The sequence below is a fragment of the Bacillus sp. USDA818B3_A genome (assembly GCF_009928415.1).
Classification (GTDB): Bacteria; Bacillota; Bacilli; order Bacillales; family Cytobacillaceae; genus Neobacillus.
Genome location: NZ_JAABNN010000014.1, coordinates 103,000 through 123,356, shown reverse-complemented (window position 1 = coordinate 123,356; position 20,357 = coordinate 103,000). Strand labels below are relative to the sequence as shown.

The 20,357-nt window shown below is 37.1% G+C and carries 24 protein-coding genes; 14 read left to right on the top strand and 10 right to left on the bottom strand.

The window, feature by feature from the left end:
* The first annotated feature begins 369 nt into the window (after window positions 1-369).
* The 4 genes from GXK58_RS19315 to GXK58_RS19300 all read left to right on the top strand — a co-directional run bounded on the left by GXK58_RS19315 (window position 370) and on the right by GXK58_RS19300 (window position 4,533).
* Complete coding sequence (locus GXK58_RS19315) at window positions 370-1,656, top strand: hypothetical protein (protein ID WP_160724811.1); 1,287 nt, start codon at window positions 370-372, stop codon at window positions 1,654-1,656.
* Window positions 1,657-1,680: 24 nt separating this feature from the next.
* Window positions 1,681-2,307 (top strand): hypothetical protein, encoded by a 627-nt coding sequence (locus tag GXK58_RS19310; protein WP_160724810.1) that lies wholly within the window; start codon window positions 1,681-1,683, stop codon window positions 2,305-2,307.
* Window positions 2,285-3,508: an MFS transporter gene (locus GXK58_RS19305; protein WP_160724809.1), complete on the top strand. Its 1,224-nt coding sequence runs from the start codon at window positions 2,285-2,287 to the stop codon at window positions 3,506-3,508. Before GXK58_RS19310 ends, GXK58_RS19305 begins: the two co-directional genes overlap by 23 nt.
* Window positions 3,509-3,657: 149 nt before the next feature.
* Window positions 3,658-4,533, top strand: coding sequence for a cell division site-positioning protein MapZ family protein (locus tag GXK58_RS19300; protein WP_160724808.1), 876 nt, complete (start codon window positions 3,658-3,660; stop codon window positions 4,531-4,533).
* A gap of 111 nt (window positions 4,534-4,644) precedes the next feature.
* On the opposite strand, the gene GXK58_RS19295 is transcribed toward GXK58_RS19300, so the two are convergent.
* Window positions 4,645-4,905, bottom strand: coding sequence for an HPr family phosphocarrier protein (locus GXK58_RS19295; protein ID WP_160724807.1), 261 nt, complete (start codon window positions 4,903-4,905; stop codon window positions 4,645-4,647).
* A gap of 210 nt (window positions 4,906-5,115) precedes the next feature.
* Window positions 5,116-6,009 carry an aldo/keto reductase gene (locus tag GXK58_RS19290; RefSeq protein WP_160724806.1) on the bottom strand — a complete coding sequence of 298 codons (894 nt, stop codon included), beginning with the start codon at window positions 6,007-6,009 and terminating at the stop codon, window positions 5,116-5,118.
* 200 nt (window positions 6,010-6,209) lie between these two features.
* On the opposite strand from GXK58_RS19290, the gene GXK58_RS19285 reads away from it, so the two are divergent.
* Window positions 6,210-6,638 carry a hypothetical protein gene (locus GXK58_RS19285; RefSeq protein ID WP_160724805.1) on the top strand — a complete coding sequence of 143 codons (429 nt, stop codon included), beginning with the start codon at window positions 6,210-6,212 and terminating at the stop codon, window positions 6,636-6,638.
* Window positions 6,639-6,811: 173 nt separating this feature from the next.
* Here the strand turns inward: GXK58_RS19285 and GXK58_RS19280 are convergent, their stop codons facing one another.
* Window positions 6,812-7,384, bottom strand: coding sequence for a YdhK family protein (locus GXK58_RS19280; protein WP_160724804.1), 573 nt, complete (start codon window positions 7,382-7,384; stop codon window positions 6,812-6,814).
* 240 nt (window positions 7,385-7,624) lie between these two features.
* Between GXK58_RS19280 and GXK58_RS19275 the strand changes: the two genes are divergently transcribed.
* Both GXK58_RS19275 and GXK58_RS19270 read left to right on the top strand, forming a co-directional pair.
* Window positions 7,625-7,948, top strand: coding sequence for a BC1872 family protein (locus GXK58_RS19275; protein ID WP_160724803.1), 324 nt, complete (start codon window positions 7,625-7,627; stop codon window positions 7,946-7,948).
* 213 nt (window positions 7,949-8,161) lie between these two features.
* On the top strand, window positions 8,162-8,947 hold the full coding sequence (locus GXK58_RS19270; RefSeq protein ID WP_160724802.1) for an arylamine N-acetyltransferase family protein: 786 nt from the start codon (window positions 8,162-8,164) through the stop codon (window positions 8,945-8,947).
* Between the two features lie 31 nt (window positions 8,948-8,978).
* Here the strand turns inward: GXK58_RS19270 and GXK58_RS19265 are convergent, their stop codons facing one another.
* Together GXK58_RS19265 and GXK58_RS19260 are read right to left on the bottom strand one after the other, a co-directional pair.
* On the bottom strand, window positions 8,979-9,176 hold the full coding sequence (locus tag GXK58_RS19265) for a YwbE family protein (RefSeq protein ID WP_160724801.1): 198 nt from the start codon (window positions 9,174-9,176) through the stop codon (window positions 8,979-8,981).
* Complete coding sequence (locus GXK58_RS19260; protein ID WP_160724800.1) at window positions 9,176-9,370, bottom strand: hypothetical protein; 195 nt, start codon at window positions 9,368-9,370, stop codon at window positions 9,176-9,178. The genes GXK58_RS19265 and GXK58_RS19260 overlap by 1 nt, the downstream gene beginning before the upstream one ends.
* 164 nt (window positions 9,371-9,534) lie before the next feature.
* On the opposite strand from GXK58_RS19260, the gene GXK58_RS19255 reads away from it, so the two are divergent.
* Window positions 9,535-10,083, top strand: a complete 549-nt coding sequence (locus GXK58_RS19255; protein ID WP_160724799.1) for a GNAT family N-acetyltransferase — start codon at window positions 9,535-9,537, stop codon at window positions 10,081-10,083.
* A 50-nt stretch (window positions 10,084-10,133) separates the two neighbouring features.
* On the opposite strand, the gene GXK58_RS19250 is transcribed toward GXK58_RS19255, so the two are convergent.
* The 3 genes from GXK58_RS19250 to GXK58_RS19245 form a co-directional block, all read right to left on the bottom strand.
* The gene (locus tag GXK58_RS19250; RefSeq protein WP_160724798.1) at window positions 10,134-11,558 is read right to left on the bottom strand and encodes a Na+/H+ antiporter NhaC family protein; all 1,425 of its coding nucleotides are present in this window, start codon (window positions 11,556-11,558) and stop codon (window positions 10,134-10,136) included.
* A 117-nt stretch (window positions 11,559-11,675) separates the two neighbouring features.
* Window positions 11,676-11,834, bottom strand: a complete 159-nt coding sequence (locus GXK58_RS27080) for a hypothetical protein (protein WP_202171402.1) — start codon at window positions 11,832-11,834, stop codon at window positions 11,676-11,678.
* A gap of 13 nt (window positions 11,835-11,847) precedes the next feature.
* Window positions 11,848-12,708 carry an SPFH domain-containing protein gene (locus GXK58_RS19245; RefSeq protein WP_160724797.1) on the bottom strand — a complete coding sequence of 287 codons (861 nt, stop codon included), beginning with the start codon at window positions 12,706-12,708 and terminating at the stop codon, window positions 11,848-11,850.
* Window positions 12,709-12,904: 196 nt separating this feature from the next.
* On the opposite strand from GXK58_RS19245, the gene GXK58_RS19240 reads away from it, so the two are divergent.
* From GXK58_RS19240 to GXK58_RS19220, 5 genes are all read left to right on the top strand, one after another.
* Entirely contained in the window at window positions 12,905-13,426 is a 522-nt protein-coding gene (locus GXK58_RS19240; protein WP_160724796.1) for a YfiT family bacillithiol transferase, read from the top strand.
* Between the two features lie 32 nt (window positions 13,427-13,458).
* A complete protein-coding gene (locus GXK58_RS19235) occupies window positions 13,459-13,944 on the top strand; it encodes a DinB family protein (protein WP_160724795.1) in 486 nt (161 codons plus the stop codon).
* A gap of 70 nt (window positions 13,945-14,014) precedes the next feature.
* Entirely contained in the window at window positions 14,015-14,194 is a 180-nt protein-coding gene (locus GXK58_RS19230) for a hypothetical protein (RefSeq protein WP_160724794.1), read from the top strand.
* 125 nt (window positions 14,195-14,319) lie between these two features.
* Window positions 14,320-15,489, top strand: a complete 1,170-nt coding sequence (locus GXK58_RS19225) for a DUF3800 domain-containing protein (RefSeq protein WP_160724793.1) — start codon at window positions 14,320-14,322, stop codon at window positions 15,487-15,489.
* Between the two features lie 114 nt (window positions 15,490-15,603).
* Window positions 15,604-16,746 carry a YecA family protein gene (locus GXK58_RS19220; protein ID WP_160724792.1) on the top strand — a complete coding sequence of 381 codons (1,143 nt, stop codon included), beginning with the start codon at window positions 15,604-15,606 and terminating at the stop codon, window positions 16,744-16,746.
* Between the two features lie 41 nt (window positions 16,747-16,787).
* Here GXK58_RS19220 and GXK58_RS19215 read toward each other — a convergent pair whose 3' ends face one another.
* Complete coding sequence (locus GXK58_RS19215) at window positions 16,788-17,642, bottom strand: TIGR03943 family putative permease subunit (RefSeq protein ID WP_160724791.1); 855 nt, start codon at window positions 17,640-17,642, stop codon at window positions 16,788-16,790.
* Window positions 17,643-17,654: 12 nt separating this feature from the next.
* Window positions 17,655-18,542, bottom strand: a complete 888-nt coding sequence (locus GXK58_RS19210; RefSeq protein ID WP_160724790.1) for a permease — start codon at window positions 18,540-18,542, stop codon at window positions 17,655-17,657.
* 415 nt (window positions 18,543-18,957) lie between these two features.
* Between GXK58_RS19210 and glnA the strand changes: the two genes are divergently transcribed.
* On the top strand, window positions 18,958-20,319 hold the full coding sequence (gene glnA / locus GXK58_RS19205; protein WP_160724789.1) for a type I glutamate--ammonia ligase: 1,362 nt from the start codon (window positions 18,958-18,960) through the stop codon (window positions 20,317-20,319).
* Window positions 20,320-20,357 lie beyond the last annotated feature (38 nt).

The window sequence follows — 20,357 nt, the reverse complement described above, 5'->3', positions numbered from 1 at the left end:
GAAAGTGTTCAAAATTAATTAGCAAAAAGTGTTCAAAACAACTTGACGGTTACACCTGCCAGTCTCTTTAGATGGTTTATTTCAAAATTCTACTAAACTTGCAACCAGTTACCTTTATAAAAATTTACATTATTAATCTAATACAGAAATAAAAAGACTCCATAAAACCTCAATACCATCTTCATCTATATGGGCTCTTTGCCAATATTGATTATTAATCTCCCTATTTATCCATTTGTGCAAATCTCTTTGTATGTGGCGAACATTTCTTCCAATTATTGCAGCACGAAAGAAAATAGGCCCAATTTTTAGCGATTATTTTGCGAATTCATAGTAAATAATACCACTTTAATACCAAAATATAACATTGTGAATATAAAAAATAGTATAATAGGTAAAAAGGAGGGAGAAAATAGTTTGGTTTATGAAATTACCCCAAAAGAGGAAATAGGACTAATGATGTCGGTAACAGAACGCACCTTTGCTCAAGAAGAGGCACCGAACATATTAGTCTTTAACAACGAGAATTATAATAAAAAATATAGAGAGTTGTCTCATTTGTTCAGTGCGAACATACCAAATGAGTTATTAAAATGTCTTGAACAAATAGCAGAGCAAAATAGTTATTATTTAATACGGATCAATGAAAAAGAAACAGCTCAAAGAGTTAAAGACTTATATGTTGGTTTAAAGCAGAAATTCAAGCGTTTACCCATGATTTTTCCCTACATAGTGGAAATGATAGATGAATTTAATATTGAGCTTTTAATACAAAGATTCCACGTTAAGAGTATGAGGTTTGCTTTATCATTAAAAGAAGAAATACCTTCCATTTATCATCGGATCAAATACGGGATTATGTTTGAGAAACGAATCTACGAAGTGATTTTTCATTTAAAAAACTCAGTCCGAGATTTAAATAGTTTTGTAGCAGGGATGCCTGGTAAATACCCTATCGTAGATAAAGAATTGGAAAATTGGGTTATATCACACGCTGGGAAGACCAAAAATGAAACAATTCATGAAGTCATGACTTTTTGGAATGATCCTCAATTCCCGAAGCATTCAACTTTAGAAGAGCAAAAGTTATATTTTGGATTGAACAGAAAAGAAATTGAATGGGAACGATGCGTGAAAAAATATCCTAATGCTTTTCAACAACCCTTTTCTTGTCGGTTAAAATACTTAAGAATCGAGATAGGAGAAGAAAAGGCTTATATCCTTGAACCAAATGACAAAAAACAAGTACTTCTGGGAATACTCTCGGTTTGCTGCCAAAGGTTAGATGGAGATGCAGAGGCCTCTATGATGGAAGGCTTACTCAATCCGTATAGCGGATTTTTAGTTTTTGAACGTGGAGAAAAGCTGTTAGGCCAATCGTGGGTGTGGCTTTCATCAGATGAAAAAACATTGGTCCTTGATAATATTGAGTTGGCTGAAAATCGATCACCTTTACATATTTTGCATTTATTAAAAGAATGGGTACATAGATCCCCATATGAAAACATCCAGATGGGTATAGGTTTTAACCCCATCATTATCGGTGCAAATGTAGAAAAAAAAGATATTTGCTGGTACAACCAAATATGGAGTTATCGGTATACTGATGCGAATGAACGGGTCTGGTTGAAAAGAAATCACATCATTACCATTTAATGTATACAAAGGGGGAATAACACAATGTCGTACAATCCGTATTTAAAAGTGGTAGACTCAAAGCAATTGATGGAGACTTTTAAATCAATCTGGTTAGATGTATGCGTTGAGCAAACTTATGAAAGTGAAGATTTTCATACAAAAGAAACAGGAATGCACGTTTTGATCAAAGATGAAAATGGTGAGTTTGCTGGGACTGCCGAAATAGGAAGATACATAAAGAATGAAACATCAACTGTTCAGTTTTATTTCGATTTTTCACAAATAGAAGAAATTGCAAAGGACATGGAAAATACATACGAGGTCGATAAAGTTTGTCTTACTTCTGAAAACAGAGGAAAAGGATTGTTATTGAATGCATTTTACGTCATGCTGTTTCATCACTTCATTACAGACTCATCTTATTATGTGGCTGCCATAGAGTGGAAGTTTTATCGAGCACTTAGGAATTACTATCATGTCCCGCTTATTGGGTATGGTAAGCGGCAACGATATAATGATTTCTATTTGCAACCAATGATGGTCAACATAAAAGAATTTGTAAATCAATTAAAAACTAACAATCCGTTTGATCTTAATATTGAATTTATAGAAAAATTGGCAAAGGAATATAAGGAAAGGACATTAAATGGGGGCTTTATTTCGAAATAAAAAATACGTTTCTTTATTAACAGCTTATATGTTATCAGTATTAATAGATGCTATTATGTTTATGGAACTAGTGAAACAAGTGGAGTTCCTTTCACCACAAAATTATGGCTATACGGGTTTATATTTATTTCACTTTCTCCCAGCTGCGCTTTTTTCAATCCCTATTGGAGCTTGGATCAATTCTAGACACATTGTCAAAGTTATAAGGGGTTCACTGATAATAAGAATCCTAGTAATCTCTTTGTTTCTAATTGTCGCAGGACTTTCAAATATGATTTTTCTATATATTTTTATTTTTATAGAAAGTTTAATGGCTGCTTTTATCCTTCCTTCTACAGATACTTTAGTGACAAAAGTGGTGAAAAAACGCGAGCTAACTGAGGCAAATGCGTGGGTAAAAGTGTCGTTTGTATTAATGCAAATGATAGGGTATGGGATTGCCACCATAACTATTAAACTTCATATATCCATTTATCAGATGCTGCTTTTCTCTATTATCGCCCTGGGCATTTCCGCTTTATTAATCTCTAAGGTTCAATATACAGTGCATGTAAAAACAAAATCTCCACAGATAAAAGGGGATATTTTGGAGCTGTTTCAATACCTTAATCGTAAAAGGGATATGAAAAGACTTTTTCTTTTATTTGCATCTGCGTGGCTAGTTGCTTCTTCAATAGATCTAATTATTATTGAATACTTAACGAAATTATCCCATGTACCATCAGAAAATTTTGGCATTATTGCGATCATGGTTTTTATCGGTATGATGATCGGAGCTTATTTTGCACCCATTGTATATCAAAGAATGAATGTGCGACTTATATTTGGTCTGCCTCTCTTGGTGTATACAGTCACAGTGTTTACGATGTTTTTATTTCATAATTGGATATACACACTTCCATTTTTCTTGGCAGGAGGCGTAAGTTTAGGGATATTTGAAGTTTGTTTTACCAGCTACTTACAAGATAATAATGAAGAGAAGTTTTATACCAGAATATTTAGTTTGCAAGGAATGGTCTTAAGTTCAATGCCACTGCCTGGATTGTTGTTCTTGGGTGGAATCATTAAGTTCTTAGGGATCCAACACACTATTTTAATGGTTTCGTTCTTCTTATCTATTTTGGCCTTGTTCGCCCTTAACACAAGGTTTTGCGGGAATAAGGCGTTAATATTTGAGAAAGCTAATTTGGATAAACGATAAGGGATAGACAACTCATAACTATTAGAAAATTTGTGTGGGCAAAATTTCTATAAAGGGTTTGGAATAGCTGGTTAAAAAAGAGATTAGCTAGGTTTAAATGGTGAATTAACCACAATAATGTTAATTAAATACAGGAGAAACGAGAGATCATGAAAAGACAGATGAGGAAAATGGCAATGGCTACTTTAATTTTTGCTCTAGTGGTTCTTGGAGGTTGTACCTCTAAGACAGACGAAATATATCAAAACTCCATCCAAAAGGGACTAGATGCCGTAGCAGAAGAGAATTACAGTAAGGCGGAGGGATTTTTTGAAACAGCTCTGGACGCCAAAAAAGGCGACGAAACTGCAAAGGCCTATCTACATCAAGTGCAACTAATTTTAAAAGCGGAGGATTTAGAGAAGAAAAGCAACTGGGAAGATGAAATCCCATTACTAGAACAATCAATTAAAGTCAAAAAAGGGTCAAAGGTGATTGCTTCTAAGTCCAAAGAGAAAATAGAGGAATTAAATGCAAAGGTTGAAAAGCAGAAGACCTTTAGTGCAATGTTAGCTAATGCTAAAAAACTAAACGAATCAGGGGATTATCAAACATCCAATCAGAAAGTACAAACTTTGCTAAACGAAGATTTAACGGAGTTTTTAGAAATGAAGGATGAGGCAACAAAGTTAAAAGAATCGAACGATGCCGCTATTAAGGAAGCGGAGATTGCCCAAGCCAAAAAAGAGGCAGAGGCAAAAGCAAGGGCTGCGGCGGCCGAACAAGCCAAAAAGGAGGCGCAAGCTAAAGCAGCTGCTGAAACTAAGGCTAAAGCCAATGATCCTTATACATGGGCTTCTGGGGTTAAAGAAAAATTCGAAAACGCAATGTTGGAAAATGGATATGCTGATTCGATAGATACGATTGTATATAAAAAACTCCAAGTTGCTAACAATGAAGGTTTTTATGAAGTGTATGCAAACTGGGATGGAGAATTCCGATACATTGTTGTAGTTAATGTAAAAACAGGTTGGTATCATGGCTAATAAAATAAAGATTATATTTGAATTCAAAAACAAAAGAAATATTTGAAGTTTTAGTTTGAACCGAAGGAAAAGGCAGGCTTCCTAGGAGCCTGCCTTTTCCTAGCAGTATCATTAACCTTCAAACTGCTTAAACGTATCAATAAGCTCCTTAAATGCCTCAATCTCGTCCTCACCTGAAACCTCTAAAGTAATTTCTGCCTGCTTTGGAATAGCTAACGATAAAATTCCAAGAACTGATTTTACATTTACAGTCCGCCCGTTGTGGGTAAGAAAGATATCGGAGTTAAATTGAGAAGCTGCCTTTACAATCTGATTGACCGGCTGGGCGTATAATCCTGCTTTATTTTTAATTTTCAATGTTTCTTGTATCATAATAATCCTCCTTGATTACCTTGTGCGGGTATGTTTTGTTCACCTTCTCTTATGTATGATGCAAAGTCGTAAAAAATGCACCGGAATTTCAAGTACGATAATTATGTATGGGTGTAAGGAAACTGTTTGAAGCTTAAGGGGAATAAAAAAAAGACTTGCTCCAACATTAGTTTAAACAAGTCTTTTTCGGTGATTAAAAGGTAGTTCAAATCAAATCATATCCAACGGAAGTTTTCTAGTTGGTGGTGGAAAAACTTTATCAAGTCTTGCTAAGTCATCTCTAGTTAACTCCATACTAGCTGACTCAGCATTTTCTATTATATGTTCCTTTTGGACCGCCTTTGGAATTGCGATGACCTGATTGGAGCGGATACACCAGGCTAAAACAACTTGTAAAGGCTGCACATTATGCTTTTTTGCAATATCTAGAATTGTAGAATCACTTAATAATTGTGATCGTAAAGAACCGCCTTGCGCAATCGGGCTATAAGCCATGATTGGCCTTCGTTGCTCCTCATGCCAAGGCAGGAGGTCATATTCAATCCCCCTGGAACCTAGGTGATATAAAACTTGATTGGTCATACAATTGGTCCCATTTTCAGCACACACAAGCTCGTCCATATCATCTGTATCAAAATTTGAGACACCCCAGCGTAAAATTTTGCCTTCTTTTTTTAGTCTTTCCATGCCTTCAATCGTTTCCTCTAGTGGAACTTGGCCTCTCCAATGCAGAAGATACAAATCTAAATGGTCTGTTTTCAACCTTTTTAGACTGTTTTCACAAGCCTTTGCAATTCTTTCTCGACCCGCATTATGCGGATAGACTTTGGAAACAAGAAATACTTCGTCCCTGACACCTTCAATGGCTTCTCCGACAATCAACTCGGCACCGCCATCCGCATACATTTCTGCCGTATCAATTAGGTTCATCCCTAATTCAATTCCTAATTTTAGGGCCTCTACTTCTTGTTCTTTTTTGCGCTTTGTTTCTCCCATATACCAAGTTCCCTGACCCAATACAGGTACAAGCGTACCATCAGGTAAGGCAACCTTTCGTTTCTGAAGAGCACTTCTTATTTCACTGATTCTTTGTGTCTCGTTCATTTGTCTACCACCTTCCCAGGGTTTATACTGATCCTTTTATATTATAGCAATCTCTTCATAAGGAATCTAAGAAAGAAAAGATCTGGGTCAATTAGTCTTTTTCGTATATAGGTAAATGCACATTTTGGGGAGAACAAGTTTATAGGTTAATAACTAAAGAATATGATGTGGTGAAGTTAAATAGAAAAGGGGATGTGTCTATGTATCCTGGACATTTTTATCAGCATTTTTACAATCCATATAGTCAGGAAGCATTATCTGGAGAAAATTATTATCAGTATTTAACTATTGATGACAGACAATTTGGCGGAGGTCATGGAGGTCATGGGGGGCAGCCTCCATTTCCACCTCCTGGTCATCATGATCATGAAGCTGGTCCACCAACTTCACCTCCGCCATCTGGTGTTCCTCAACAGATGCACCAAGCAGGAGCCTATGCTGTAGACCCTGGAAGTATGATAAGGTGTTTACACAGATACACGTATGTATGGCTAAGAGGTTTTGAGCAATTTTGGTTTTATCCAACCTTTATTGGCCGAAACTCTGTCTCAGGTTATCGTTGGACTGGACGGAGATGGGTTAATTTCGGAATTAGCCTTAGACAAATCCAATCATTTACTTGTGTTTAATTAAGAATATGAATAAGCCAATAATACAAATTTTATTAAAGGTTTGTATTTATTGGCTTATTTTTATGGAAAAAAATCATTCCCGCTTATAGCACTAGATTGTTCTTGAAACATATTTTTAAGGATCCAGATTCATGGAACTGGACCTTTGAGTAGAACTATTTCATTAACGCTTATTTTGTTGAAAGTTCACTTTCTATTACCCATTTATGATTGGTTACTTTTTCACCACCATCAGCAGGGGTGTAATTTACCATGTAAACCGTCGTGCGTTGGACGGAATCTATGGTTGCTTCAGCACCGTCCATACCCTCCATATGATCTGCCTCTACCGTAACTTTGTCGCCAACTTTGAAGGACTCTGTACCCGCGTTTTTAATCTCTTCATGAATAACCCACTTATGGTTAGATACTTTTTCTTCGCCAGTTGTTGGTTCATAGGAGATGGAATACACCCAAGTATCATAAGCGCCAACAATGGTTGCCTCGGCACCCTTCATCCCTTCCATATGATCCGCATTAATTATTGCTTGGCTTCCAACTTTATAGGTTGGATTCTCAGCTTCTTTTAACCCCTCAGGAACCTCGCCAGAACCGTTCATATTCATATGCTCATGGTCCATTTTCGTTTCATTGTCGGACTTGCTGTGATTGCCATGATCATTGCTGCTGCTTGAACATGCAGATAACAGGAATATGAAGGCAAAAGTAATCAACAAACCAATCAACCATTTATTTTTCTTCATCGAAATCCTCCTTCATTCTTTTTCAAAGAAGAGTTTACAATAAAAGTTTGCAGAAAATATGCATTTTTGATTGTAAATAAGTTTTTTAACTTTCATTTCTAAAAAAGGTTACTTTCTCAATATCTCATTTTAAAAAATTTTCACTTAAATTATGGAAAGAGAATACAATGTGTTATATAATAACTATTAATAAAATAAACTGTTATATAACTAAAATTAAGAAGAAAAGGGGAATGGAGTATGATGAAAATTGATGCGATTGCACGGAGAATTCTAGGCTGGAAGTTAAATCGATGGGATCGCTGGTATGATTATGAAAAGGGGAAATTCATTCATGAGACCGAGTTCCAGCCTGAGCAAAATATCGATCATGCGATGCTGATCGTTAAAAGGTTAGAGGAACTAGGTTTTACGTATCAAATCAAAGGGCTATCGAAAGTGTGTTTTAATGATATTTGTGCGACCGGGGATACATTGGCACAAGCCATTACCAACGCAGCCTACGAGATTGTGGACCGGCATTCCGTATTGGATAGCACGAGATTATGGCAGAAATTATGCTAATTAGCTGAGCTGTATCAGATAAATGCGCGGAATAACCAGCCCCCATCTTGATGAAGATGGGGGCTGGTTATTTTGGCAGATATATGTTAAAAATGGGCTGGTAAGTATCATAAACATGCTGATGTCGTATGCAAAATCATAAAAGATGGAGATAGGAAAAATCCATCTCGATAATCAATTGATTATATTACAAAATAGGATAAGGAGATACAAATGAAGGAAATAAGTAAAGGATTTCATGAGAGAATTGGCTTACCCCTGGGGTATAATGTAACTTTTGATTCACTAGATCGTGTTTTAGAGAAAACCGCTCAATCGATACCATTTGAAAATTTATGCATCATAGATAAAACAACAAGTGATCTTACAAAAGAAAACGTAGTGGACAAGATACTGCATAAAAAAGAGGGAGGAATCTGTTATGAATTGAATTCCCTTCTCTATTTATATTTAACTGAAAACCAGTTTGACGCCTTCCCGGCAAGAGGGGTAGTCTTCAATCATGAGAAGAAGGATTTTCATGATTTGGGAAGGACGCATGTTACCGTTTTAGTCAAATACGATGGAGCCGCTTTCGTTGTTGATACTGGCTTTGGAGGGAATCTCCCCTTAAAACCGGTACCTATATCAGGGGAGACGGTTAGTTCAAGTAACGGAGAGTTTCGAGTCCGCAAGATGGATACCAATTTTGGAGATTATGTATTGGAAATGAAATTAAACCATAAAGATACAGATTGGAAAATCGGATATGCGTTTGATTTACAAAAACCCATTTATGATCTATCCGAACTTAACGAAATTCAATCCATTATTGCCGAACATCCAGAGTCCCCGTTTAATAAAGTGCCTTTACTGACACGTCTTACTACGAATGGAAATATAACTTTAACCAACTCTACATGGACGGAGTGGAAGGATGGTGCAGTATCAAAAGAGAAAATCGGGGATAAAAAATTCAGAGAACTTGCAAAACAGCATTTTGGGATAGATAGAGTCTAAAAGAAAAGCAACGCAGGCGCGTTGCTTCATTTTATGAGCCGTGTATCACTTGCACACGTCCGACTTGTCCATCTGTAAGTCTCACTTTTATTCCATGAGGATGAGTCGGAGATTTTGTAAGTATATCCTTTACAATTCCTCGGGTAAGTTTTCCCGTTCTTTGGTCTGCCTTTAAAACAATATCAACCGTTAATCCAGGTTGTATGTCTTTCAGATTTCGTCCGTTCATTAGACACCCATTTTTCTGCGTGTATTACTAGGCTTTTTAGTTTGCTGGCTTTTCATTTTTTGGGTGGCTTGGTTGCCGTTCGCCGTACCTTTACCTGAAGAAGATTGGTTCTTTTTGTTAGCAAGCTGCTGTTTCATCAGGTCTTGCAGGCTGACCTTTTTTGGGGTTGATTCATTTTGATTGTTTTCAGTCATGGGAAATTCTCCTTTTACAAATATGGATTGTTAGTACAGTATAATCTATTTTGAATGATTGTGAAAGAAGGTCAAGTGGGAAATTAGAGTAAATAATTAATAAAAATTTTGGAATATTGTGTTAAAATTTATACTCTGCTGAACATGTAAAAGGGGGACTACAAATGATGATTACTCCAAAAGAATTCTATAGTAATAATTTAAGTTTTTGTATCAGATCCGCCTCGGAAAAAGATGCGAAAAGCTTGTCAGAAGTACGGGTTCAAATAGATGGTGAGACAGAAAATATGGATCGGGAAAAAGGCGAGGGTTACATAGATGAAAAAGGATTTAGACAAATCATTAAACAAGACACTGAAAACTGGAATCATCTCTTCTTAGTAGCCGATGTTGACGGAAAGGTAGTCGGCTTTTCAAGATGTGAGGGAAGTCAATTGAGGAGGAGTTCGCATAAAGTTGAATTTGGTGTGTGTGTCCTAAAAGATTATTGGGGTCACAGCATAGGAACGAAACTATTAGAAGAATCGTTACTTTGGGCAGATGCCAATGGTATAAAGAAGGTTGCGTTAAACGTCCTTGAAACCAATGAGAAAGCCCGCATTCTTTATGAAAAGTATGGCTTTGAAGTGGAAGGAGTGTTAAAAAAAGACAAACTTCTGTCTGATGGCCATTATTATAATACTATTTTAATGGGGAGATTTAATGAAAACTAAGATCTAAAATGGTGACGGTCAATGAAAGGGACTTCATTGACCCGTCCAATTTAAATAAAAAACAAGCCGCTAACTAAATACAAACCAATCGCAATCGCAGCGCCAATCACTGAAATCTTCAACTTGAAACGTGCATATTCAACTAGCGGCATATCAAGGATGGATGCCGTTGTAATAGTGGTATCGCCAAGTGGAGAGGTTAACGCCCCAAAGGCTCCGCTCGCAAACACGGCCCCGACCGTTAATGGGATCGAGGCCCCTGTAGAAACGGCCAGCGACATGCCTAAAGGCATAAACAACCCCCAAGTTCCCCACGAAGAACCAATAAAGTAGCCGATCAACGAACCGAGCACAAAGATGGTGACGGGTGTCAAAAAGGCAGGCAGAAATGATCCCAAAGTCGAGCTGATAAACTTAGAGAACCCGAGGTCCTCCGCTGATAGGGTCAAAGACCAGATGAGCACAAGGAGACTAATGGCCTCCATCATTTGATTCCCGCCATCATAAAAATGGTATAAGATTTCATGCAAAGGCTGTTTCCTTATCATGTAGAACACAAAGGACAGGATGAGAGTGATAAATACAGCCAATAGCATAACAAAGGTGGCATCAGCTGTTGAAAAGGCCTCGAATACCGTGTGGGCCCCTTTTTCTATGCCATCCTTCCACAAAAGAAATAAGGATAACCCCAATAGCAAAAAGACTGGGAAAATTAGATTCCAAGGCTGTGCTTTTACTAAGGACAATTCTTTTTGAATTCCAGCGCGATGGAATTCATTTCCCTCTGCATCTAACAATTCGTGATCACGTGTTTTGTTGCCCTTTCTCTTGGAAGGGTTCCAGAAGGTTAATAGGATTCCAATCAATAACATGACAATGGCGAAAAAGTCATATAAGATACTTTGTAAAAAAACATGATAAGAAGAAATGTCCAATTGAAGCTTCTGAATACTTCCCTCGACTAATGACACCATGAATCCAACAAACGCTGTTGCAACAGGTAAAAGAACAATCACAGACTCTGTTGAAATATCCATCATCAGCCCAACTCTTGGTTTCGGCACATTTAATTTTTTAATAAGTGATTTAACGACTGGACCGATCATCATAATGCGAAACATCGGCATCATGAAGGTGAACGGGAGAGTCAGCCAAATGAGTCCCAATAATCCTCGTTCCGTCTTAATCTTCGTTCCGATCCATTCTGAAAAACCTTTTATGCCTCCCGAGATATTCATCATGCCTACCAGCCCGCCAAATAAATAGAGAAATCCGATAATTTTTATATTGTTTCCATTGGAAAGGGTGGTAACAAGATAGGTAACCGCTTGATAGGGTCCGTTTAGCAAGTCAGGCTGCACGATAAATGCTCCAACCAGCAAACCGACTACAAGACCGGGCAGGATGTTTTTCAACCAGATGGACATAGAGATGACAATTACAAATGGTAACAGAGAAAGCCAAGTATGTTCCAAATTTTCTTCCTCCGGCAATTAGTCTTTAAACTATTTGTTTATTATAGCCAAGGATGAAAACATTATGATGATGGCAAAAGAAAATCCACCTTGATCCAAGGTGGAAGCATTAAACATTTATTTATCAGGTTTCAACCGTCCTGCTTTTTTTGCAGCCTCTTTTAATAGGACTTCTATTTGTGCATTCACACTTCGGAGCTCATCATCTGCCCATTTTTCCAAGACCTCGTATAATTTGGGGTCGATCCGCAGCGGAAATGCTTTTCGTTTACTCATCTACAACACAACCTTAATAGATACTTCCGGTATTAATGATAGGCTGCGTACCCTTCTCAGAAACAATGGCGACCATCAGATTATTGACCATCTGCGCTTTTTTCTCTTCATCGAGCTCGACAATATCTTGTTCTGTCAGCTGATCAATCGCTGCTTTTACAAGTCCGACCGCACCATCTACGATAACTTTACGGGCAGATAATACCGCTTGCGCCTGTTGACGCTGCAGCATGGCAGAAGCAATTTCCGAAGAGTAGGCAAGGTGCATAATCCGGGCCTCAATGACATCGACGCCTGCCACATCGAGTCTTTTTTGAAGATCCTGAACGAGGACATCAGCCACTTCATCACTGTTTTGGCGAAGGGTAAACGTATTACCGCTACTCTCGAATGAATCATAGGCATACCTGCTGGCAATATGACGAATGCCCGTTTCGCTTTGAATTTGAATGAATTTTTCATAGTTTTCCACGTCATACAATGCTTTTGCTGCATCTCTAACTTTATAGACGACAACAGCAGCGATTTCAATTGGATTACCTTCGAGATCATTCACTTTTAATTTTTCACTGTTGAAGTTAGTTACACGTAAGGATACGCTTCGTTTGAACGTAAAGGGGATGGTAGCCCATAAGCCTTGGTCCCGGATGACACCTAAATAGGTACCAAAGAATGTTAACACTTTTGCTTCATTTGGCTGAACGATCGTTAGACTTGTTGCAATGATCAATCCTAAAAGTAAAACCAATCCACCGCTTATTTTTTCGGGAATGGCGGCACCAATAACAATTAGGTAGATCCCAATTCCAATACACACTAAAGCAATAATCAGTGCGGCAAAACCATTCATTTTAAAGATCGATTTTTCCCTCATTTTAAAACCCCCCAAAAAGGTAAAGTGATATAAAAGTGATATCACTTTTATATCATCATTATATTCTTTAATTGCTCCAAAGTAAATCTTTTCCAATCTAATTTTAATAAGTTTATTAAATCCAGGAATAAAGGATTTGATGGAAAAATAAAGAATTTAATAGGAGAGAAATTCAACTATTTTCTAAGGAGGAATCATGATGGACGAAAGATATCCAATTGGAAAATTTACTTTTGATGGTGAAATTACAACTGCTGTAATCAAGTCTTGGGTAAAAGAAATTGAGGATTTACCAAGACTTTTAAGAGCGGAAGTGAAAAATATGAACATTGAACAGCTTGATACGCCATACCGGCCTGGAGGATGGACCGTCAGGCAGGTTGTTCATCATCTTGCCGATAGTCATATGAATGCCTACATTCGGTTTAAGTTAGCTCTTACAGAAGAAAATCCAACGATTAAGCCTTATGAAGAAGGAAAATGGGCGGAGCTTCCAGATAGTAAATTGCCGATCAATGTTTCGTTAGATCTTCTTGATGCCTTACATAAACGATTGGCCAGCCTCTTGAATCATTTAAGTCCTAATGATTTGAAAAAAACGTTTATCCATCCTAAATCCGGTGAAGTTTCTATAGGGAGAAATATTGGCCTGTATGCCTGGCATGGCCAGCACCATCTTGCCCATATCACCTCCGTTAGTAATAAAAAGAACTGGTAATTGCCAAAAAAATTCTATATGGGGTGACTGTTATGGAAGAGAATAAAAGGATTAGAGAGGAAGTTTTACAGTCTGTCAAGCATTTGTCTGATGAACAGCTGAATAAACAAATCCACGAAGGACGCTGGTCCATTATGCAGGTACTCCATCATCTCTATTTAATTGAGAGGTCCATCACACATGCTATGTCTAGTCAGTTAGCAAATGGAGAGCCAAAGATGGCAGAGGAAAAACCGATTTATTTGGCGGTAAATCGAACAACAAAAGTGACAGCACCATCATTTCTGGAACCCTCAAACGAATTTATTACCTTAGAAGAAATCACAAATAAGCTATCCCAATCAAGAGAAGCATTAACAAAAGTGGTAAGTTCCGCTGATCCACTACTTTTTGATCAAAGGGCTTTTCCGCATCCTCTATTTGGCGAATTAAGCTTAAAACAATGGATCCCACTGATTGGTTTGCATGAAAAAAGACACTTGGCACAAATTGAAGAATTAAAGGAAGAACTTACCTAGAATAAGTTTTCAATGTTTCAAAATAATAATAAGGAGGTTTTTCATTTTTCAAATCAAAGGAGGCAAAAGTTTGGCACATGACAACTCTAACTCCAGAAATACGAAGGAAGCTTCAAAAACGGACGGCGTCAATCAGCCTTTGATGTCAACAGGTACCACTGAGCCAAGTTTTGATTGGGTTCCGAACGAAACCAATTCAAAAACCGAACCGAAAATCGGTGATACGGCAATCGGTGAAAAAGAAAAATAAGTCTAAAATGGAGGGCACATTTGTGCTCTTATTTTTTTGCAAAAGGGCCTCTATTAGGAGGTGTCAATGAAATTTTGTTGAACTTGTATATAACGACAAAATTTCATATCAGGGTGGTGGGGAAGATGGAGGAAATCCAATATGCGTTTATTGATGAATATGGGGATGATCGTTTTGATTTTGAAAAGGGAAATGGCTCCGCCAATTTTATAATTGTTTCCATTCTTTTAAAAGAGTCAAATAAAGAGTGGCTAGAAAAAGAACTAGTGCAGTTATGCCACAAGTACTTTAAAACCGGGTCAATAGATGCCGGCATCATTTACCATGACCCAAACCTGACGCTGCAGCTGATAAATGATCTAAAGGATTTACCATTTAGTGTGTATGCGTATGTCATTGATAAAAGAAAAATAAGGGAAGACCATGGAATACTATATAAAACGCCTTTTCTTAAGTATTTAAACAGAAAGATTTATGAGGACTTAAATCGGACATTCGAACAGCTGGATTTAGCCGCCAATGTTGAAGAGTCCAAACTATTTATCCGGGAATTTAAGACATATATTAAAACAAGAAGCATTCCCGATTTATTTAATTATTCCACTTTCGGGTTCAACAACACTCAATCAGATATCCTTCTTCAGTTAACGAAATTTATCACCAGGATTCTTGCAACAGGATATGAAAGAACGATTTATACGGAACAATACCGTTCTTTTTCTAAAATCTTTAAAAGTAAGATTGCTGCGATAAACCTCTTGCCCCTAGACTACAAACACTTTCTATTCGACTATCCATCAGAGCACCATCAGTCCAGATATGACGAGATTATTATTAAACAAGCGGTGAATCTGACCTATAAATATATTGAAAAGCACCGGAATAGTGAAGAGGAGGATGAGAAGCTTCGACTTGATTTCCTGAAGTTCCTGTTGTTCAATCTAAAAGAAAATCCGGATGAATATGTGTATACGGAGGAAATCTTAGATAATTTGAATGCGATCCGCGATGTGAAATTAAATCCGCATAATTTCCGTTCCAACATTGTTTCAAAGCTGCGGGATAGCGGGTTACTGATTGCGAGCAGCAATAAAGGTTACAAATTGCCAGTCTGCCTAAATGACTTATATGACTTTGTCAATCTCTCCAGTCTCACCATTCATCCGATGATTCAAAGAATAGCAAAATGCAGAGACCAAATCCTTTTGGCAACCAATCATGAAATTGATATTCTTGAGCAAAAAGAATATGATTATCTGAAGAGAATTATTGATATGGGAAAATTGAAGGTTTAATAGGAAAGCTCAGTCATTCGACTGGGCTTCTATGCTTTAGGATCTAATCAAGTTGGTATTGCTGAATAAAATTTTATATAATCAAAATGAGTTTCAAGTGAAAGGAATTAACCCATGACATTTTTAGAAAAAATTAAACCTCATTTAATTAGTGAGGATATCTTAATTCAAGAAACGATCCTTCATGCCATAAACGATTATCCATTCCTCCCGGAAGATTGGACAAATGAGTTGTTAAAGGAAGCATTCCGAAATAAAGAAAAACAATCCTACATCTTAATTCATATACAAAACCAAACTTTTAATGAGGAAGCTGTAAAGGTATTAATAGAAAATATCCCTCAAATGGATCAAGATAGGGTGCATTTAGCAATTAGCTTGTTAAACCAGGTTGAACCGAAAATTGCCTTAGAATATCGAGAATCATTAGATAAATATATTGATCAGGAAACGTGGTTATTATATGAATTAATCCTAAACGGGCCTCAACAAAAAGTCGACTCAAAATTTGATGAGATTATATTTGATTTAGACCACGCAGAATCTTTCGATTATAATCTGTTTTCTAAAGCGAAAAAAGTTGCTGCCTGCAAGGTTCGAAATGGCTGGGTTTCAGCAGATTGGATTGACTTCGTATTACGACAGCAATTAAAGGAAGAATGGTTTTCGTTTGAGGGTTTTTTAAATGTTTATATGATTGGGTTACTTAAATTAGAAAAATATATCCCAACCTTGGCAAGTCTATTAACTCGTGATGATGACACCTTACTTGAAGAGGTTGCATATGCGTTGATTAGTTTTCAATCCGATGAGGTTGTAAGAGAAGTGGCGCCTTTCTTACAAAAAACAGACTCCCTTATTTTTGCCAGTTCCATAGTAGAAAACACTAAAACCGATTATGCTGTACAGGTTTTAAGGGAGGCATATCGAACAGCTTCAGAATTGGAAGATCAAGATTTGTTAATCGAAGCACTTTGCCATCATTTTTCAAAAGAGGCACTGCCGGAAATCTCTGAGCATATGAAGAAAGAGTATACAACAACCCTAGTTGATATCGAACAGATTGGCTATGGTTATTATTCTATAATAGGGGAATACCACCCAGAGCTAAAATTTTGGAAGCAAGCAGCGTTAGAAAGAGAGCTGGAATTTAACCAGGCAAGTATGCAAGCTGCAGTGCCTGAAGTTAAAGTAGGCCGGAATGATCCGTGTCCATGCGGGAGCGGTAAGAAGTATAAAAAATGCTGCGGAAAATAAAAGTTACAATGAAAAGACCTATTCATCGTTGAATAGGTCTTTTAATAGCCTCTAAAAACATACTGTTCTTTTGGAGCAGTAGTCGATTCCCAATCCTCAACCTTTAAATAAGGAATATTTGTTTTAAACGGCTGATAATAAATCGTGGATATTTTCCCTTTAACGGTTATCCATTGATCGTTTTTTAACTTTTTCGTTCCATCAGGCATTTCAACCATCATTCCAAATACCCCGGAATCGGCAATACAATGAATGACGCCAAATCGAAAAACAAACAGCTGGTTCTTATTGATCGACTCGGAATCATTGAACACAAAACCTTTAAACTCGACCTCTTTTCCAAGAAAATCGCCAGGGAAGTTATAGATCGTTTCCATTCCTTTTAAATAATTCTGGTCATTTAAAACAATCGTATTTTGGTTAACATATTTTTTCTTTTCCTTATTCATTAACGTATCATAGTCTTCTTTTCCATAATAGACGCTCGTATCAGGACGCAAGAATTGCTGCTGCATAAAAGAGTCGCCATTACTTTCATCATAAATCGGAAAATGAAATCCCTTTGCTTTGACGATATTGGAATCCAAGGTAGCAATCGGAAAAAATAATCCCGAGATAATCGGAAAGGCGAAAATAGGATAGATCAATAGCTTTTTGTACCACTTATCTTCTTTAGAATGATGATGTCCGCAATGGTCGTCTTCACAGTGTTCATCATGGGATCCATCCTCTTTGTAAAGCTTTAAAATCTGGACGATTGTTAATACGAGTAATGCATAGCCTGCTGAGGCAGAAAGATAGGAATATTTCATGTTGATATATTTATTGATATCACCCGTAATATGCATGTGAAAAATTAAATAAGTAAAACCTATTAAAATTAAGCTTCTTATCATAAGTTCAACTCCCTAAAACAACAAAGAGTAAGCGAGGACAACAACAAAAACAGAAGAAACAATCATAAAAACGAGTTTCTTTTTAAAAGTCGCCAGCATCATCATTAGATTTTTAATATCTACCATTGGACCGAACACTAGAAAGGCTAAAAGGGAACCGGTTGAAAAAGTTGTCCTAAAAGAAGAAGCTATAAAAGCATCGGCTTCGGAGCAAAGCGATAGAATAAACGACAAAGTCATCATCACAATAGAGGATGAGGCTTGTCCCTGACCAATGGAAACAAGGGTCGATGTTTTAATATATGTCTGAACGGCTGCGGCAATTAATGAACCAATCACCAAGTATTTTCCCATGGAGAAAAATTCTTCAACGGCATGTTCAAGCGTCTGCCAAATCTTTTTCCAAATGGTGGTATCATGAGAGTGGTGATGATGGTGGTGAATATGTTCTTTAAAAGGGCTCCCTTTAAAGCGAAAAGCAATTAAACTGCCTACAATGATAGAAACAACGACCGCCCCGATGGCACGGAATAATGGCATCTTCCAATCACTGCCGAATGCAATGAATGTAGCAAATAATACGACAGGATTAATGATCGGTGCGGTTAACATAAAGGCAATGCCCGCAGAAATCGGCACACCTTTGGAGACGAGTCTGCTAACGATGGGAACAATCCCGCATTCACAAGAAGGGAATAGGATCCCTAGGAAGCTAGCAAAAATAACGGCTAGTATTTTATTTTTTGGCATTATTTTTGCAATCATTTCTTCGGTTACAAAAATTTGAATGATCCCAGAGATGAGTACACCTAAAGTTACGAAGGGCAGGGCCTCGATTAGAATGGAAATAAAGATGGTATTCATCTGTAAGAAAGATTGCGGTAAGGATATACCAAACATGATAGCCCTCCTCTCTGATAGTCTAGTCTACCGAAAAACTTGGATTATTAAAAACTCAGTCGTCAATAAGCCTGATAGTCTACCGAAAAAACTCATGGAAACTACTATACTCCCATTCCTAATTATCGTCCAACCAAAAAAGCTGGTATTAGATTAATTTTTGATTAAAAAAGGCTTGCTCATTTGAAGAACTCCTTTAATGCATAAAAATGCATATTTATAAAATAAGGTATTGGTTTTGCTATTGCATTTCCTTAATATTCCTAACGAACATTGAAAACGCTTACTAAAAGAATGGCATAAATATTCAAAAAAATATGCAAAAAAGGATTGTCAAACTATGAATTTTAAAATATAATCTAGTTATATAAAAGGATGTAACAAAATATAACATGAAAATGAGAGGTAATGTGACGTGACTGGAACACTAATTTCAAACGCATCTGCAGAAGCAACTTTAGAGCAAATCAGAGAAACGATCAAAGAAAAAAGTGTTGAACTATTACACTTGCAATTTGTTGATATTGAAGGAATCTTAAAACACGTCACTGTGACAAGTGCTCAATTGGAAGACGTTGTAGAAGGAAAAATGATGTTTGACGGTTCTTCTATTAAAGGTTTTTCTCCAATTAATAAATCAGACCTTTATCTTCAACCAGATTTAAATACATTTGCTGTTCTTCCTTGGACAGTAGAAGAAGGATATTCAGAAGCTCGTTTCCTATGCTCAGCAGCAAATCCAGACGGTTCTCCTTTTGAAGGAGATACTAGAAACGTATTGAAAAAAACAGTAGAACGTGCGGCTGATCAAGGCTATACCATTTCAGTAGGTCCTGAGTTAGAATTCTTCTTATTTAAAAACGATGACAATGGATATGCAACTACGGAGTTAACGGATAAAGCAGGCTATTTTGAGCCATCTCCACATGATCTTGGCGAGCGTGTTCGTTTAGAAATCTATCGTGCATTAAAAGCAATGGGCTTTACAATTGAAGCTTCTCACCACGAAGTAGCAGAAGGTCAACACGAAATTAACTTCAAGTATTCTGATGCATTAACTGCTGCAGATCTTTCAACTACTTATAAGTGGGTTGTAAAAACAATTGCGAAGAAATTCGGTATGCATGCAACTTTCATGCCAAAACCAGTTTTTGGTATTAACGGTTCAGGTATGCACGTAAACATGTCATTCTTCGAAGGAAGCGAAAATGCATTCTTTGATCCATCTGATGACTTACAATTATCTGATAAAGCTTACAAATTTATTGCAGGTTTATTAGAAAATGTGAAGAGCTTTACGGCGGTAACTAACCCACTAGTAAACTCTTATAAGCGTTTGGTACCTGGATATGAAGCACCTTGTTATCTTGCTTGGTCTGCTTCAAACCGTTCAGCACTAATTCGTATACCTGCAAAACGTGGCCTTGCGACTCGTGTTGAGTTACGTTGTCCAGATCCATCTTCTAACCCTTACTTAACATTTGCTGTGATTGCATCTGCAGGTTTAGATGGAATTGAAAAAGGTTTGGAAGCACCAGCACCAATTAACGACGACATCTTCCACATGGGTGAGGAAGAAAGAGCATTCAGGGGAATTGATAACTTACCAGGCAGCTTAGCTGAAGCTGTTAAAGAATTAGAAGCAGGAGAAATTGCTTTTAACACACTTGGCGAGCATGTTTACAATGAATATGTATCAATGAAAAAAGCAGAATGGAATAGCTACCGTACTGCAGTACATTCATGGGAAATTGATAACTATCATTCTAAATTCTAATAAGAAAAAGCGGGACACGGGTGTTTTCAGCCCATATT

Coding starts and splice junctions, on each gene's coding strand:
- GXK58_RS19310 (WP_160724810.1), top strand. CDS start 1,681: ATGTCGTACAATCCGTATTTAAAAGTGGTAGACTCAAAGCAATTGATG.
- GXK58_RS19305 (WP_160724809.1), top strand. CDS start 2,285: ATGGGGGCTTTATTTCGAAATAAAAAATACGTTTCTTTATTAACAGCT.
- GXK58_RS19300 (WP_160724808.1), top strand. CDS start 3,658: ATGAAAAGACAGATGAGGAAAATGGCAATGGCTACTTTAATTTTTGCT.
- GXK58_RS19295 (WP_160724807.1), bottom strand. CDS start 4,905: ATGATACAAGAAACATTGAAAATTAAAAATAAAGCAGGATTATACGCC.
- GXK58_RS19290 (WP_160724806.1), bottom strand. CDS start 6,009: ATGAACGAGACACAAAGAATCAGTGAAATAAGAAGTGCTCTTCAGAAA.
- GXK58_RS19285 (WP_160724805.1), top strand. CDS start 6,210: ATGTATCCTGGACATTTTTATCAGCATTTTTACAATCCATATAGTCAG.
- GXK58_RS19280 (WP_160724804.1), bottom strand. CDS start 7,384: ATGAAGAAAAATAAATGGTTGATTGGTTTGTTGATTACTTTTGCCTTC.
- GXK58_RS19275 (WP_160724803.1), top strand. CDS start 7,625: ATGATGAAAATTGATGCGATTGCACGGAGAATTCTAGGCTGGAAGTTA.
- GXK58_RS19270 (WP_160724802.1), top strand. CDS start 8,162: ATGAAGGAAATAAGTAAAGGATTTCATGAGAGAATTGGCTTACCCCTG.
- GXK58_RS19265 (WP_160724801.1), bottom strand. CDS start 9,176: ATGAACGGACGAAATCTGAAAGACATACAACCTGGATTAACGGTTGAT.
- GXK58_RS19260 (WP_160724800.1), bottom strand. CDS start 9,370: ATGACTGAAAACAATCAAAATGAATCAACCCCAAAAAAGGTCAGCCTG.
- GXK58_RS19255 (WP_160724799.1), top strand. CDS start 9,535: ATGATGATTACTCCAAAAGAATTCTATAGTAATAATTTAAGTTTTTGT.
- GXK58_RS27080 (WP_202171402.1), bottom strand. CDS start 11,834: ATGAGTAAACGAAAAGCATTTCCGCTGCGGATCGACCCCAAATTATAC.
- GXK58_RS19245 (WP_160724797.1), bottom strand. CDS start 12,708: ATGAGGGAAAAATCGATCTTTAAAATGAATGGTTTTGCCGCACTGATT.
- GXK58_RS19240 (WP_160724796.1), top strand. CDS start 12,905: ATGATGGACGAAAGATATCCAATTGGAAAATTTACTTTTGATGGTGAA.
- GXK58_RS19235 (WP_160724795.1), top strand. CDS start 13,459: ATGGAAGAGAATAAAAGGATTAGAGAGGAAGTTTTACAGTCTGTCAAG.
- GXK58_RS19225 (WP_160724793.1), top strand. CDS start 14,320: ATGGAGGAAATCCAATATGCGTTTATTGATGAATATGGGGATGATCGT.
- GXK58_RS19220 (WP_160724792.1), top strand. CDS start 15,604: ATGACATTTTTAGAAAAAATTAAACCTCATTTAATTAGTGAGGATATC.
- GXK58_RS19215 (WP_160724791.1), bottom strand. CDS start 17,642: ATGATAAGAAGCTTAATTTTAATAGGTTTTACTTATTTAATTTTTCAC.
- GXK58_RS19210 (WP_160724790.1), bottom strand. CDS start 18,542: ATGTTTGGTATATCCTTACCGCAATCTTTCTTACAGATGAATACCATC.